Genomic DNA, 13,779 nt, shown 5'->3' on the forward strand with positions numbered 1-13,779 from the left:
CGGCGGTTCTAGCGCGAAGAAGGTGTTCGGGTTCGGGCGAGATGGGCGATCACTCGTGATCAGACGGCGATCATGCGTGATCAGAGACGTAACTCGCGTGATCGGGCGGCGTTCATCGGAGTTGCGACCCACTCCACCCGGTCGGCTGATCCGCGCTTATCCCGCGCTTACCCCCTCCCGGGGCAGACTGACCTGGTGAGAGTGCTGGTAGTGGAAGACGAGCGGCTCCTGGCGGACACGATCGCCGAGGGCCTGCGACGGTTCTCCATGGCCGTCGACGTCTGCTACGACGGCGAGCAGGCCCTGGACCGGGTTGGAGTGCACGGCTACGACGTCGTCGTGCTCGACAGGGACCTTCCCGTCGTGCACGGCGACGAGGTCTGCGCCGCGGTGCTGAAGACGGGCGGTGAGGCGCGGGTGCTCATGCTGACGGCCGCCGCCGACGTCAACGACCGGGTCGCCGGGCTGGGCCTCGGCGCCGACGACTACCTGACGAAACCGTTCGCGTTCGCCGAACTCGTCGCGCGGGTGCAGGCGTTGTCGCGCCGAGCGCGGCCGGCGCTGCCGCCGGTGCTGGAACGCGGCGGCGTCGTCCTCGACCTTCCCCGGCATCAGGCGTCTCGCGACGGCCGGTTCCTTCCCTTGTCCCCCAAGGAATTCGCGGTACTGGAGGTGCTCATGCGCGCCGAAGGGGCCGTGGTCAGCGCGGAAGATCTGCTGGAGAAGGCGTGGGACGAGCACGCCGACCCGTTCACGAACGCCGTCCGGGTGGCGATGATGACGTTGCGGCGCAAACTCGGCGAACCGCCGTTGATCGAGACCGTGCCCGGCGCCGGTTACCGGTTCGGGTCATGAAACCGCTCCGGCTTTCCTTGCGCTCCAAGCTGACCGTGCTCTACGGCGGGGCGTTCCTGATCGTCGGGCTCGCGTTGCTGATCGTCAACTACCTGCTGGTCAGTTCGTCGTTGCCGGAGTCGGCAGCGTTCGCCGAAACCGTCCCCGGACTCGCTGTCCAGCGCGCCCAGGCCTACCCGATGGACTCGGCGACCAACCTTCCCACCGAGCGCGCCCAGGCCACGCAACTGGTCGCGACGTCGATCACCGAGTACCGCTCGGATGTCCTTTCGACGCTGCTTTGGCAATCGCTGGTGGCGCTGGCGATCGCCGGCGCGCTCGCGGTGCTGTTCGGCTGGCTGATGGCGAGCCGCGTACTGCGGCCGCTGCACGCGATCACCGCGACCGCGCGGAAACTCGGGGCCGAGAACCTCGACCGGCGTATCGACCTCGACGGCCCCGACGACGAACTCAAAGAACTCGCCGACACCTTCGACGGCATGCTCGACCGGCTCGCCGTGTCGTTCGACAGCCAGAAACGCTTCGTCGCCAACGCTTCCCACGAACTCCGGACCCCACTGGCCGTCCAGCGCACGCTGGTCGAGGTGGCGATGGCCGACCCCGACGTCAGCCCGGAGGTCCGGAAACTCGGCGAACACCTGATCTACACCAACGAACGCAGCGAGCGGATGATCGAGGGCCTGCTCGTGCTCGCGCGCAGCGATCGCGGCCTGACCGCGCGCGGTCCCGTCCGGCTGGACGAGATCGCGGCGACGGTGATCCGGTCGGCGACGGCCATGGCCGAGGAAGCGGGTGTCACGGTGGAGTCGCGGCTGCGGCCGCGGACGGTGTCCGGCGACCCCGTCCTGCTGGAACGGCTGGTCACGAACCTCGTGCACAACGCCATCACCTACAACCGCAAAGGCGGCTGGATCCACGTCGACATCGGCGGCGACCCGGCGCTGGTGGTGCGCAACACCGGTCCGCAGGTGCCGCTCGACGCCGTCCCCGCGCTGTTCGAACCGTTCCGGCGGCTCTCGGGCGACCGGACCGGAGACTCGCGCAACGCCGGGCTCGGACTGTCGATCGTCCGCTCCATCGCGACGGCGCACGCCGGGACGGCGGGCGCGGAACCCGGCGGCCGGGGCGGCGGACTGGTCGTCCGGGTGCGACTGCCTTAGATTCCCCCGATCGTGACGGTGCGTGTCCGGCGAGTCACTCTGCGAGCCGCGGATTGCTCCAGCAGAATGCACTTGCGGTCATGAACAAAATAGTGAGCAGGACACATGACATCGGCGCGCCTCACACGTCAAGGCGACGCGCCGTTTTAACGTGGACACCCACAAAGGTGAAGAATCGGGGAGGCGAGAATGCGAGCGCTACGGGTGGTCGGGCTGCACGAGGACGGTAAGTCCATCGTGTGCGAAGACCCGGCGAGCCGCACGCGCTTCCTGCTCCCCGCGGATGAGAGGCTGCGAGCGGCGGCGAGGGGTGACATCACCCGCCTCGGCCAGATCGAGATCGAGTTGGAGAGCCAAATGCGGCCACGCGAGATCCAGGCACGAATCCGGGCCGGTGAGTCCGTGGAGCAGGTCGCGAGCAGCGCCGGCGTCACCGTGCAGCGCGTCGAGCGGTTCGCGTACCCGGTCCTGCTCGAGCGTTCGCGTACCGCCGAGCTGGCCCAGCGCGCGCACCCGATCCGCGAAGACGGCCCCGACGTGCAGACGCTCGGCGAGGTCATGGCGCACTCGTTCGGCCTCCGCGGTCACGACTACAGCCAAGCCACTTGGGACTCCTGGCGAGGCGACGACGGCAAGTGGGTCGTCGTGCTGAGCTGGAAGGCCGGCCGGTCGGACAACCGCGCGCACTGGTCGTTCGCGCCCGGCGCGCACGGCGGCACCGTGCAGGCACTCGACGAGAACGCCGAAGTCCTGCTCAACCCCAACGCTTACCGCGCTCCGCGCACGGTCCGGGCACTGGAACCGGCCAAGGAAGCCGTCGTCCAGCCCACTCTCGATTCGGCTCCAGAAGAGCCTGTCGCGAAGGTGATCGACGCGCCGATAGCAGAGCCGGAAGAAGACATCGAGCCACCGCCTCCGGCTGACGAGCCGGCGGAAGCGGCCGAACCCGCTCCAAGGGCGAAGGGGAAGAAGAACCACCCCATCGTTCCATCCTGGGAAGACGTCCTACTGGGCGTCCGATCGCAACGAGGTTGAATTCGCACGTGATGGCCCCTTCCGGTGGAGGGGCCATCACGTGCGTCCAGGGACCTGCGCGATCAGGTACTTCGGCGCCACGAGGCAATACGCGTCGGTGACGATCCGCTCGATCTCGGCCCAGTCGACGTCGACGTCCAGCCGGATCCCGATCCAGCCACTGTGCCCGACGTACGGCGGCCGGAAGAACCGCTCCGGTTCGGCTCCCACCAGTTCCTCCTGCGCCCTGGGCGGCGCCGGGCACCAGAACGCGACCTTGTCGTCGTGATGCCGGTCGGCGTACTTGACGAAGGTCTTCTTGCCGCGCACGAACCACGCCGGCTCGCCGTGGCTGAGCCGCTCGGTGGCTTCCGGCAGCGCGAGGCAGAGCCGTCGGAGTGAAACGAGCGGATCACCGGCCATGGATCCCAGTATCCCTCTAGAAGACGACGATCAGCACGCCGATCCACGCGATCACGATCCCCGCGGCGGCGCCGAAAGACGCCCATCGCACGATCAGGACGCGCCGCGCGAGCCACAGCGACGGCGTGATCCCGCCGGTCACGACGGCGGACGCGAGCACCGCCAGCCAGCCGCTGGTCTCGCGCGCGAGGGTGTTCGCCAGCGCCAGCATCGCGACGACGACCACGGCCGCGACGAACGCGGAGATGGTCAGGCCGGTCAGCCACGGGGTGGGTTCCCCGGCCGGATCCGGTGTGCCGAAAAGCCGCCGCGCGAGTTGGTTGCGGGGTGCGGGGACGGGCGGGTCGATGATGACGCCGTCGCCGGAGACCGGGTCGACGAACCGGACCGACGTGCCCATCGTGGCGGCGACCCGCTGGGCGAGCTGGCGGCCCCGCTGGGAAACCACGGAAGCGGCTTCGGCGCCGGGATCACCGCCGGGGCGGGTGGAGCCGACGGCGGACGCGACACGTGCCCATTCGTGCAAAGCCTGGGCGAGGTCCGAACCGATCGCGAGTGAATGCGGGTCCACCTCGCGAGCACTTTCGCCGCCAGGCCCCGCCAGCACCGCGCGTCCCTCACGGATCCGCAATTCCATGGGTTCTCCTCGTGATCGCTCGGGTGCTTACGATAGCGGTGGACGCGTCTCGTAGAACGCGATCGCGCCCGCGGTCGCGACATTCAGCGAATCGACGCCCTCCGGCATCGGGATCCGCACCGCGACGTCGGCGGCGGCGATGGCCTCTTCGGTCAGGCCGGGGCCTTCCGCGCCCAGCATCAGCGCGACCTTCCCGGGTGTTTGATCCCGCAACTGGCGCAGCGAAACGGAATCCGCACGAGGAGTGAGGGCCGCGATACGAAAACCGCGTTCCCGCAGCAATTGCAGGTCGGCGGGCCAGGATCCGAACGTGGCGAACGGGACGCGCAGGACATGGCCCATCGACACGCGGACGCTGCGCCGGTACAGAGGATCCGAGCAGCCGCCGCCGAGCAGGATCCCGTCGACACCGAGCGCGGCCGCGTTGCGGAACAACGAGCCGAGATTCTCGTGGTCACCGACACCTTCGAGCACCGCGAGCACGCGCGCGCCGTCGATGACGTCTTCCACCGTCGGCGCCGGAACGGGCCGATCCGCGACGGCGAGCACCCCGCGATTCAGGTGGAATCCGACCACGTCGGCCATCGTTTCGGCCGACGTCACGTAGCCGGGGACATCGACGCCTTCCAGGTCATCGCCCAATTCGTGGAAGCGCCGCTCCACGCCGAGGAGAGCGCGCACCGGGTACCGCGATTTGAGAAGACGCTCGACCACGACGGTGCCTTCGGCGATGACGAAGCCACGCCCACCCGGCCTGTCGGGCCGCCGATCGGCGGTGGACAGGTCGCGGAAATCGTCGAGCCGCGGGTCGCCGGAGTCGTCGATGGTGATCAGTTCAGCCACCCGGAGAGTGTGTCATCCGCCCCGTGCGAACCGTTTGCCTCCGAACGTCTACCGGAGGGTGGTACGAACGGGCGTATTTTGCTGTAAGTTAACCCCTAGTGACAGAGAGCACCAGTTTGGCCGCTAGCCGGGCGACGGCGATGCGTGAAACCGTTGGGCCGCCTGGCAGTCCCGCCTGGAATCCCGCGGAGCGTGGCCAATGAGGAGCTCGACGAACATGGGTAAGGATCTTTCTGCGGACTCCTGCAAACCGCAGGATCGCGGACGTTACCGCCGGAAGGTCCAGCGCTGTCTAGACACCCTGGCACGTATGCTCACCGATGGGAGTTTTTCCTTCCCTCGCAAGAACATCGGGCTGGAGGTCGAACTCAACCTCGTCGACGCCGAACTGCGCCCGTCGATGACGAACACGACGGTCCTCGAGGCGCTGAACGATCCGTCGTTCACCACGGAACTCGGCCAGCACAACCTGGAACTCAACGTGCCGCCGCGGCCGCTGGCGGGCGCGTCCGCGCTGCAACTGGAGGACGATCTCCGCGCGTATCTGGGCGCGGCCGCGCGCAAGGCCGAGGAATCCGGCGCCTCGCTGGCGATGATCGGCATCCTCCCGACGCTGCGGCACGAGCACTTCGACCAGAAGTGGCTCACCAACAACGCCCGGTATTCGCTGCTCAACGACCGGATCTTCGCCGCGCGCGGCGAACGCACCGTGCTCTCGATGGAGGGTGCGCCGCTGCCGGGCAGGCAGCCCGAACGGCTGCGCAGCTACTCCGAATCGATCCTGCCCGAGGCCGCCTGCACCTCGGTCCAGTTGCATCTGCAGGTCGCGCCGGAGGAGTTCGCGGCGCATTGGAACGCGGCGCAGGCGCTGGCCGGGGTCCAGATCGCGGTCGGCGCGAATTCGCCGTTCCTGCTGGGGAAGACGCTCTGGCACGAGACGCGGATCCCGCTGTTCCTGCAGGCCACCGACACCCGGCCGGAGGAACTGAAGAACCAGGGCGTACGGCCGAGGGTGTGGTTCGGCGAGCGCTGGATCACGTCGATCTTCGATCTGTTCGAGGAGAACGTCCGGTACTTCCCCGGTCTGCTCCCCGAAACCGATCGCGAAGACCCGGTCGAGGCGCTCGACTCCGGGCAGGCCCCGAAACTCACCGAACTGCGGATGCACAACGGCACCGTCTGGCGCTGGAACCGGCCGGTCTACGACGTCGTCGACGGCCTGCCGCATCTGCGAGTGGAGAACCGGGTGCTGCCCGCGGGCCCGACGGTCATCGACATGGTCGCGAACGCGGCCTTCTTCTATGGCGCACAAAGGGCATTGGCCGAAGCCGACCGTCCAGTGTGGACACAGATGTCGTTCCAGGCCGCCGAGGAGAACATGTACGCGGGGGCGCGAAGGGGTTTCGACGCGCAGCTGTACTGGCCGGGTATCGGCTGGATCCCGCCGGACGAGCTCGTGTTGCGTGTCCTGCTGCCGCTGGCCCACGAGGGATTACGCCGTTCGGACGTTTCGGACGAGGCGAGAGAGCGCTATCTGGGCATCATCGAGCAGCGGTGCCTCACCAGGCGGACCGGCGCGGCTTGGCAGCGGGAGTACGTCCTGCGCGCGGAGGAGCGCGGCGTCGAGCGGGAGACCGCGCTGAACCGGATGCTGGGCAGGTACCTGGAGCTGTCGGCGACCGAGACGCCGGTGCACACCTGGTCGCTGGAGGCCTAAGGTTCCCTTCCAGGGAGGTGGGGCGTGCCCAAGATCATCGGCCGGTCGCTGGAGGAGCACCGGCGCGAGGTCCGCAGCAGGGTGTTCGACGTCCTGCGCGGGCAACTGTACGAGCGCGGTTTCGACGCGATCACGCTCGCGGGTGTCGCCGCCGAAGCAGGCCTCGGCCGGACGGCGATGTACAACCACTTCCCCGACAAGGAGAGCCTGCTGGTCGCCTTCGTCGAGGACGAGGCCACGCGGTACGTCGAAAGGCTGACGGCGGCCGTCGCGACGGCCGACACCCCGGTCGCGAAGCTTTCGACGTTCGTCCGGCTGCAGCTGCGGGTGCTGGCCGAGTACCACCTGCCACCCGGGACGGCGCTCGCTTCGGCGCTGGCGCCCGCGGCGTACCGGCGGATCAGCGCGCACGCCGACCCCATCACCTCCCAGCTGCGCGAGATCCTCGCCGAGGGGGTGCCGGAGGAGGACCCCGACCTGCTGATCCCGATGATCACCGCCGCGCTGGGCAGCCGCCAGGTCGTCGACGTGCCACCCGAAAGGCTGGACGAAGCCATCGAGGGTGCCGTCCGCTTCGTGCTCAGAGCGGTCGGAATGGCGGAAAACCTTGAAGATTAGGGTAGCCTAACCCGTAGTTGTGCCTTACGCTCTTTCTGACAGCATGTCAGAACGATGCTTGGAGGCTCTGCCCATGCCGGTGACCACCGACGTCGAATCCGGGCCGTTCGCCGCGACCCTGCGCGCCTCCACCATGGCCGCCCACGAGCGGGCCAACCACTCCGTGTACATGAACGCGCTGCTCGGCGGGGAGCTCTCGCTCGAGGGGTACACCCGGCTGGCCGTCCAGTACTACTTCATCTACCAGGCCATCGAGCGAGCCGCCGACAAGCTGGCGCAGGACCCGGTGGCGGGCAAGTTCGTCTTCGAGGAGCTGCGGCGGCTGCCGAGCCTCGAGCGCGATCTCGAACACCTCGTCGGCCCGAACTGGCGTGAGACCGTCCGCCCGCTGCCCTCGACGGAGCGCTACGCGGCGCGTGTGGCCAAGGCGTCCGACTGGTCCGGCGGGTTCGTCGCCCACCACTACACCCGCTACCTCGGCGACATCGCCGGCGGTCAGGTCATCCGGCGGCTGCTGGAGCGCAAGTACGAGGTGCGCGAGGCGGGTTCGCTGTTCTACCACTTCGACCAGCTGGGCAGCGCGCCCAAGTTCCGCGACAACTACCGCGAGCAGTTGAACTCGGCGCCGTGGAGCGAGGACGAACGCGCGCGGTTGATCGACGAGGCGATCGTGGCCTTCGAGTGCAACATCGCGGTGTTCGACGAGCTGGCGAGCGAGCTGGACTCGTACCGGGCCGCGTGACCTCGGTTTCGTTCCCTAAGTACGTGAAGGCCCCCTTCCTTGCGCTAGACGCAAGGAAGGGGGCCTTCACGTACTAGGCCGTCCGGCGCCTGACCACCAGCACCAGCCCAAGGCCGCCGCCCAGCAGCACCAGCCCCCACAGCAGCCAGACGCCACCGTCGACGCCGGTGGACGCCAGCGCCGCGTCCGGCCGGTACTTCACGTCCGGCACCAGATCGGTGCCGGAACCGGCGCCCGGCCCCGCACCCGAGCCCGGCCCGGAACCGCCGGGCAGGTTCGCGCAAGCGGCGCCCAAGGTTACCGCGGCGTCGTCGAGCACCTCCCCGACCTGGTAGAACTTCGCGAACGCGTCCGCGTTGCCCAGGGCGACCTTGATCCCGGCGACGCTCACCGATCCCGCGCCCTCGGTGGTCTTCGCCGTCGCGAGGTCCAGCGAAGCCAGCGGGATCCCAGGCTGGTTCACCGGCGGTGAAGGCGCGTCGCCGGTCGTCTTCAGTTCCACGTCGGCGTAGAGCGTGCCCTTCCCCTGCGCCACGACCACCTTCGGCCGCCCGATCGACAACACGAACTTGTGGGCCGGGAAAGCGAAGGTCACCTTGCCCCGGAACTGCGTCGTGAACTCGGCCGCCGACTTGTACTGAGCGCTGTCGAAGCCCCACCGGTACGCGCCGCTCGGCGCCCTCGTTCCGTCGATCTTGTCGAGGTCGGTGATCTCGACACCGTCCGAGGCGGTGATCGACGTGTCCTCACCACGCCCGACGTAGCTGCGGAAGCTCTGTTTGAAGCCCCACAACAGGTTTCCCTGCGCCACCGAATCCGGGGTGAACACGCACGCCGACGAGGAGGGCGTCGAGGTCGGTGCGGGGGTGGAGGTGGCGGCCGGCGTGGAAGTCGGCACGCTCGTCGTGGGCGCCGGGCCGCTTTTGCCGGGGTAGGTGATCCGGCCCGCGTCCAGGCTCTCACCGACGTTGTAGAACCCGGCGAACGCGGCGGCGCCCTCCTTGGTCAGGCTCGCCGACTCGATGTCGACGACGACGTTGTCCCCCACCTGAGTCGGCGCCTTCAGCTTGAGGTCGGCGAACACGACGTCGGACGGCGGCCGCACGTCCCTGGGTGCGGCTTTGGTGCCGTAGAAGGCATAGCCGATCTTCGCGGTGAGCTTCCCGGTGCCGTCACCCGCGAAGGTGATCCGCGGGTCGGCGATGGTGAAGTCCCAGATCATGTGCGCCTCGAAGGTGTACCTGACCTGTCCGGCGTACGAGACCGTGCCCTTACCGGAGTCCACAGTGGACGATCCGTACTTCCATTTGTACGGGAACGGCGCGACGTTCGGCGCCGAGGGGTCCAGCGCCGCCCCGTCCGACGGCGTCACCGTGCCGCCGCCTCGGGTGATGTAGCTCCGCCACATCTGCCGGACTCCCCAGCCGAGCCCGGCGCCGGTGTCACCCGGTCCGGGATCCGGGTCGCCGATCCCGGTGAACGTCAACGGTGTCTTGCTGTCCCAGGTGAGCGCCGGGGTGTCCCAGCCGAAGACGAAAACGCTGAACGGCTGCGTCTTCGCGCTGTAGGTGGTGCCGCTCGCGACGTACTCGGCCTTGACCGTGACCGTGTACTCCCAGTTCCCGCCCGCGTCGACCGGGATCTGGGTCCCGACAGCGCCCTTCTTGATCAGGCGGCTGACCTGGAAGTCCTTACCGGTGCGATCGCGGACGTCGGCCTTCGCCGGGCCCACGCGCAGGCCGAAGCCCTTGGCGTCGTTGGCGTCCGGATCGAACCCGGTGCCCTTGACGACGATCTTCGTACCCGCCGGATCGAGTCCGGCGCTCGGCGTCACGGTCACCTTCGGCGTGAACGGATCGGCGGCGAGCGCCGGGGTGACGGCGATCCCGGCCACCAGCGCCGCACCGGCCAGCACGGCGCCCCATCTTCGCAAGGACACTTCATTCACCTTCCGCGTTTCGGGTCCGCTTACGGGCCCGGATCAGGGGGACGGCGAGCGCGGCGATCAGCACCACGCCCGCCACGACGGCGATCCACCACCACGAACCGGATTCCCCGCTCTGCGCGGCAGGCTGCACGGCCGGAGCCGGAGCGACCGCGGGCTGGGATTCCACAGTGGACACAGGGGGTGGCGCCGAAGACGACACCGGCGCCGCGCCGGAGGAGGGCGGCGGCGCCGGTGAAGACGGAGGAGGCGGCGGCACGACGGCCTGCGTCGTGGGCGCCTTCGGTACCGCGAACGTCACCGGGGTGAAGGTCTCGTTGTTCGCGTTGACCACGCCGTGCGCGCCGACCGTGATCAGTCCACATCGGACTCGGAGGCAGTCGACGTCGACGATCTTCCCGGTCCGGTCGGCGGCCTTGAACCGCGCGCCGGGGAGCACGATCTTGGTGGACCAGGTCCCGTCGGCGGCGAGCTCGCCATTGGCCGAGGACGCGGTGTCGCTGCCGGGGAAGGCGAGGAACCGCTGGAAACCGTTGTTGTCCTTGGTTTCCCTGTCCTTGACGTACCGGTACGTCGCGCCGGCCGCGCCGCCTTGACTGGGCTGCCACACACCGTCGGCGACCCAGCCGAACAGCAGGTAGATCCCGCCGTACCCCTTCGGCACGGACTGGAATCCGGTGCCCTTGACCTGCAAGGAAGTCGCGTACTCCGGATCCGCGGAGCCGGGCGAGAACGTCACGGTCGCACCCGCCGCGGAGGCGGGCACGGGTGCGGCGATCATGAGCAGACCGGCCGCCACGGCCACTCTCATCAGCTGTTTCATCGGCGCTCCTCGGCCGCTCGGTGGGGCAGGACGATCGGTTTCCCGGTCCGGGGATGGGTGAGGACTTCCACGGGATGCCGGTAGACCTCGCTGAGCAACGACTCCGTCAGCACTTCGGCGGGCGTGCCCTCGGCGGCCAGTTCGCCCTCGGACAGCACCGCGACCCGGTCCGCGTACGCCGCGGCGAGTCCGAGGTCGTGCAGGACGACGAGCACCGCGTCCCCCGCCCCGGCCCGTGCTGTCGCGAGACCGAGGATTTCCTCGCTGTGCCGCAGATCCAGTGCGGCGGTGGGTTCGTCGAGCAGCAGGACCCCCGCCCGTTGCGCGAGCACCCGCGAGAGCGCGGCCCGCGCCTGCTCGCCCCCGGACAACGTGGTGAACCGGCGTTCGGCGAACTCGGTCATCCCGGTCGCCTTGAGCGCGGCCGCGATCTCGGTTTCGTCGAAATCCTCGGCTTCCGTTCCCTCCCAAGGGGTCCGGCCCATCCGGACGACCTCGGCGACGGTGAACGGGAAGGTCACGGTGTTCTGCTGCGGCAAGACCGAACGCAGGCGCGCGAGTTCGATCCCGCTCCAGGTGCCCAGTTCCTTGCCCGCGACCAGAACCCGGCCCGATTCCGGCCGGAGATCCCCGGCGAGCAGCCCGAGCGTGGTGGACTTGCCCGCGCCGTTCGGGCCGACGACCGCGAGCACTTCGCCCGCGCGCACTCTCAGCGATACCTCACGGAGCAGTGTTTTCCCGTCGACCGCATAGGAGACGCGGTCGAGTTCGGCATCGAGTTCGACGGGCTGGAGCAAGGCGTTTTCACGCCGGGAGAAGAACTTCATGCCCAGCCTCCCGAGCGACGCCGGGTGCGCAGCAGCAACCAGAAGAAGAACGGGCCGCCGACGAGCGCCGTCAGCATGCCGATCGGCAGATCCGCGTAGGTGAACAGGGTTCTGGCGCCGAGATCCGCCGCGGCGAGCAGCAGCGCGCCGCCGAAGAGGCTCGCCGGGATCAGCACGCGGTGCCCGGGACCGAGCAGCATCCGCAGCCCGTGCGGCACGATCAGGCCGACGAAACCGATGATCCCCGAGTACGAAACGGCCGCCGCCGCCATCAGCGCGACGACCACGACAGCGCCGAGCCGCAGTTTTTCGACGTCCACGCCGAGGTGCCGGGCCTGTCGCTCCCCCAGCGCGAGGAGGTCGAGTTTCCGAGCCAGCGCGATCGACACGACGACACCGACCGCGACCAGCGGCAGCACGGTGACGACGTACGGCCAGCGCGAACCGGCCAGCGAACCCAGTTGCCAGAACACGATCTGCTCGCGGGCGGCCTGGTCGGCGGAGAACATCAGGAACGAGATGACGGCCATCGCGACCGCGTTGACCGCGACACCGGTCAGGATCAGCGTCACCACCTCGGAGCGCCCACGCGACCGCGAAAGCGCGTAGACGAGCAGGGTCGTGACGAGCCCACCGGCGAAACCCAAGGCGGGCGTGGTGAAGGCACCGAAGAAGGTCCAACCGGCCACAATGGACAGACTCGCGCCGACGGCGGCCCCGGACGAGACGCCGACCACGGCCGGTTCGGCGAGCGGATTGCCGAACACCCCCTGCATCAACGCGCCGCAGACGCCGAGGACCCCGCCGACCAGCAGCGTCATCACCACACGGGGGAAGCGGACCTGCCACAGCGCGCCCTCGGCGAACGGGTCCAGCCCGGGTTCCGCGAGCCCGAGCCGGTACAGCACCGAATCGAAGACCTGTGACAGCGGGATGCCGAACTGCCCGCTGCCTGCGGAAACGAGCGAGATCCCGACGACACCGGCGATCAGCGCGGCGAAGACCGCCGTCACTCGGATACCGCGGTTCATCCGGGGTCGCCCGGCGCGTAGAGGGCCCGTGCCAGCGCGTCGAGCACGCCGGCGGTGAGCGGTCCGAAGCTCAGGATCTGCGAGTCCGCCATGTCGACGATGCGGCGGTGCTGCCCGGCGGGGGTCTGCGCCACCCCGGGCACCTGGAGCGCGCCGTCGACCCCGCCGACGGACTCGAGTCCCTTGGTCATCATGAGGATCACGTCGGGTTTGGCCTTGGCCAGCGCCTCCGGGTTGACCGGGCGCATGCCCTCGATGCCCGCCTCGGTGGCGACGTCGACGGCGCCGAGCGCGCCGATCAGCGAATCGGCGCCGGATCCCTTGCCGAACAGGTGATACACCCCGGCCTGACCGCGCATGTACAGGAAGACGACGCGGAGTTTGCGCGCCGGATCGGCGGGTGCGAGCTTCGCGATCTCCGCCTTCTTGGCGTCCACCTCACCGGCCAGCCGCGTCGCGAGGCGTTCGCCGGACTCCGGCACGCCCAGCGCGGCGGCGACCTGGCGCACGATGTCGCCGACGTTGTCCATCGAGCGCTTCGCGTCCACGACGACCACGGGCACACCGGACGCGCGCAGCTGGAGCACGACGTCCCAGGGGCCAAGGGTGGTGTCGGTGATCACCACGGTCGGGCGCAGCGCCAGGATCGCTTCGGCGTTGAGCCGATGGCCGTTCATGGTGACCAGCGGCAGCTTCTCGGCCGAGGGGAACCCGGTGGAGACGTCCCGGCCGACGACGTTGCCGCCGAGGCCGAGACCGAACACGGTCGCGGCGAGGGTGCCGGACATGTCGAAGGCGAGGATCCGGCTGGTGTCGGTCACCGTGACCGGCGTGCCCTGGTGATCGGTGATCGTCGCCGGGAGGTGCCGGACGGCCGGTTCGTCGCCGGTGATATCCGCCCGCGCCAGCCGCGCGGTACCGGGTCCGGTGCGGGTTTTCGGCTCCGCCAACGGCTCGACCTGGGAAAGCGGCTGGAGATCGGCACCGGTTCCGGCTGCTTTCGTGGTCGCCAAGGGCGGTGTCGAGCAGCCGCTGACAACGATGACGAGGAGCAGAGCGACCGTGGGCAGCAACCCCCTTGACAACATTAGGCAAGGCTAACCATATGGACGATGCAATAGGTAAGCCTTACCTAATGCTGTGA

Annotated in this window: 14 protein-coding genes; 6 read left to right on the forward strand and 8 right to left on the reverse strand. The window is 69.0% G+C overall.

The window, feature by feature from the left end:
* Positions 1-195: 195 nt before the first annotated feature.
* The 3 genes from HDA45_RS16350 to sepH all read left to right on the forward strand — a co-directional run bounded on the left by HDA45_RS16350 (position 196) and on the right by sepH (position 3,050).
* On the forward strand, positions 196-855 hold the full coding sequence (locus HDA45_RS16350) for a response regulator (protein ID WP_184896218.1): 660 nt from the start codon (positions 196-198) through the stop codon (positions 853-855).
* A complete protein-coding gene (locus HDA45_RS16355) occupies positions 852-2,015 on the forward strand; it encodes an ATP-binding protein (protein ID WP_184896220.1) in 1,164 nt (387 codons plus the stop codon). Before HDA45_RS16350 ends, HDA45_RS16355 begins: the two co-directional genes overlap by 4 nt.
* Before the next feature lie 189 nt (positions 2,016-2,204).
* Positions 2,205-3,050, forward strand: a complete 846-nt coding sequence (gene sepH / locus HDA45_RS16360; RefSeq protein WP_184896222.1) for a septation protein SepH — start codon at positions 2,205-2,207, stop codon at positions 3,048-3,050.
* 36 nt (positions 3,051-3,086) lie between these two features.
* Here sepH and HDA45_RS16365 read toward each other — a convergent pair whose 3' ends face one another.
* The 3 genes from HDA45_RS16365 to HDA45_RS16375 are packed head-to-tail and all read right to left on the reverse strand — an operon-like array spanning position 3,087 to position 4,932.
* Positions 3,087-3,452: an MmcQ/YjbR family DNA-binding protein gene (locus HDA45_RS16365; protein WP_184896224.1), complete on the reverse strand. Its 366-nt coding sequence runs from the start codon at positions 3,450-3,452 to the stop codon at positions 3,087-3,089.
* Positions 3,453-3,468: 16 nt separating this feature from the next.
* Positions 3,469-4,089 (reverse strand): DUF2537 domain-containing protein, encoded by a 621-nt coding sequence (locus tag HDA45_RS16370; protein ID WP_184896226.1) that lies wholly within the window; start codon positions 4,087-4,089, stop codon positions 3,469-3,471.
* Between the two features lie 27 nt (positions 4,090-4,116).
* On the reverse strand, positions 4,117-4,932 hold the full coding sequence (locus tag HDA45_RS16375; RefSeq protein WP_184896228.1) for a TrmH family RNA methyltransferase: 816 nt from the start codon (positions 4,930-4,932) through the stop codon (positions 4,117-4,119).
* Between the two features lie 217 nt (positions 4,933-5,149).
* On the opposite strand from HDA45_RS16375, the gene HDA45_RS16380 reads away from it, so the two are divergent.
* The 3 genes from HDA45_RS16380 (at position 5,150) to HDA45_RS16390 (ending at position 8,009) form a co-directional block, all read left to right on the forward strand.
* Positions 5,150-6,649, forward strand: coding sequence for a glutamate-cysteine ligase family protein (locus tag HDA45_RS16380; RefSeq protein WP_184896230.1), 1,500 nt, complete (start codon positions 5,150-5,152; stop codon positions 6,647-6,649).
* Positions 6,650-6,673: 24 nt separating this feature from the next.
* Positions 6,674-7,267 (forward strand): TetR family transcriptional regulator, encoded by a 594-nt coding sequence (locus HDA45_RS16385; RefSeq protein WP_184896232.1) that lies wholly within the window; start codon positions 6,674-6,676, stop codon positions 7,265-7,267.
* 73 nt (positions 7,268-7,340) lie between these two features.
* Entirely contained in the window at positions 7,341-8,009 is a 669-nt protein-coding gene (locus HDA45_RS16390; protein WP_184896234.1) for a biliverdin-producing heme oxygenase, read from the forward strand.
* A gap of 73 nt (positions 8,010-8,082) precedes the next feature.
* Here the strand turns inward: HDA45_RS16390 and HDA45_RS16395 are convergent, their stop codons facing one another.
* The 5 genes from HDA45_RS16395 to HDA45_RS16415 are packed head-to-tail and all read right to left on the reverse strand — an operon-like array spanning position 8,083 to position 13,723.
* Positions 8,083-9,948 (reverse strand): HtaA domain-containing protein, encoded by a 1,866-nt coding sequence (locus HDA45_RS16395; protein WP_184896236.1) that lies wholly within the window; start codon positions 9,946-9,948, stop codon positions 8,083-8,085.
* A 1-nt stretch (position 9,949) separates the two neighbouring features.
* Positions 9,950-10,777 carry a hypothetical protein gene (locus tag HDA45_RS16400; protein ID WP_246480726.1) on the reverse strand — a complete coding sequence of 276 codons (828 nt, stop codon included), beginning with the start codon at positions 10,775-10,777 and terminating at the stop codon, positions 9,950-9,952.
* Complete coding sequence (locus HDA45_RS16405; protein ID WP_184896238.1) at positions 10,774-11,604, reverse strand: heme ABC transporter ATP-binding protein; 831 nt, start codon at positions 11,602-11,604, stop codon at positions 10,774-10,776. Before HDA45_RS16405 ends, HDA45_RS16400 begins: the two co-directional genes overlap by 4 nt.
* Positions 11,601-12,635, reverse strand: coding sequence for a FecCD family ABC transporter permease (locus HDA45_RS16410; RefSeq protein WP_184896240.1), 1,035 nt, complete (start codon positions 12,633-12,635; stop codon positions 11,601-11,603). The genes HDA45_RS16405 and HDA45_RS16410 overlap by 4 nt, the downstream gene beginning before the upstream one ends.
* Entirely contained in the window at positions 12,632-13,723 is a 1,092-nt protein-coding gene (locus HDA45_RS16415; RefSeq protein ID WP_184896242.1) for a heme/hemin ABC transporter substrate-binding protein, read from the reverse strand. The genes HDA45_RS16410 and HDA45_RS16415 overlap by 4 nt, the downstream gene beginning before the upstream one ends.
* Positions 13,724-13,779: the final 56 nt, after the last annotated feature.

Origin of the sequence: Amycolatopsis umgeniensis (assembly GCF_014205155.1) — a bacterium.
Taxonomy (GTDB): Bacteria; Actinomycetota; Actinomycetes; order Mycobacteriales; family Pseudonocardiaceae; genus Amycolatopsis; species Amycolatopsis umgeniensis.

What these genes read in the sequence shown, in the direction of transcription:
- HDA45_RS16370 (WP_184896226.1), bottom strand. Translation starts at nt 4,089, where the DNA reads ATGGAATTGCGGATCCGTGAGGGACGCGCGGTGCTGGCGGGGCCTGGC.
- HDA45_RS16405 (WP_184896238.1), bottom strand. Translation starts at nt 11,604, where the DNA reads ATGAAGTTCTTCTCCCGGCGTGAAAACGCCTTGCTCCAGCCCGTCGAA.
- HDA45_RS16390 (WP_184896234.1), top strand. Translation starts at nt 7,341, where the DNA reads ATGCCGGTGACCACCGACGTCGAATCCGGGCCGTTCGCCGCGACCCTG.
- sepH (WP_184896222.1), top strand. Translation starts at nt 2,205, where the DNA reads ATGCGAGCGCTACGGGTGGTCGGGCTGCACGAGGACGGTAAGTCCATC.
- HDA45_RS16355 (WP_184896220.1), top strand. Translation starts at nt 852, where the DNA reads ATGAAACCGCTCCGGCTTTCCTTGCGCTCCAAGCTGACCGTGCTCTAC.
- HDA45_RS16410 (WP_184896240.1), bottom strand. Translation starts at nt 12,635, where the DNA reads ATGAACCGCGGTATCCGAGTGACGGCGGTCTTCGCCGCGCTGATCGCC.
- HDA45_RS16365 (WP_184896224.1), bottom strand. Translation starts at nt 3,452, where the DNA reads ATGGCCGGTGATCCGCTCGTTTCACTCCGACGGCTCTGCCTCGCGCTG.
- HDA45_RS16400 (WP_246480726.1), bottom strand. Translation starts at nt 10,777, where the DNA reads ATGAAACAGCTGATGAGAGTGGCCGTGGCGGCCGGTCTGCTCATGATC.
- HDA45_RS16380 (WP_184896230.1), top strand. Translation starts at nt 5,150, where the DNA reads ATGGGTAAGGATCTTTCTGCGGACTCCTGCAAACCGCAGGATCGCGGA.
- HDA45_RS16415 (WP_184896242.1), bottom strand. Translation starts at nt 13,723, where the DNA reads ATGTTGTCAAGGGGGTTGCTGCCCACGGTCGCTCTGCTCCTCGTCATC.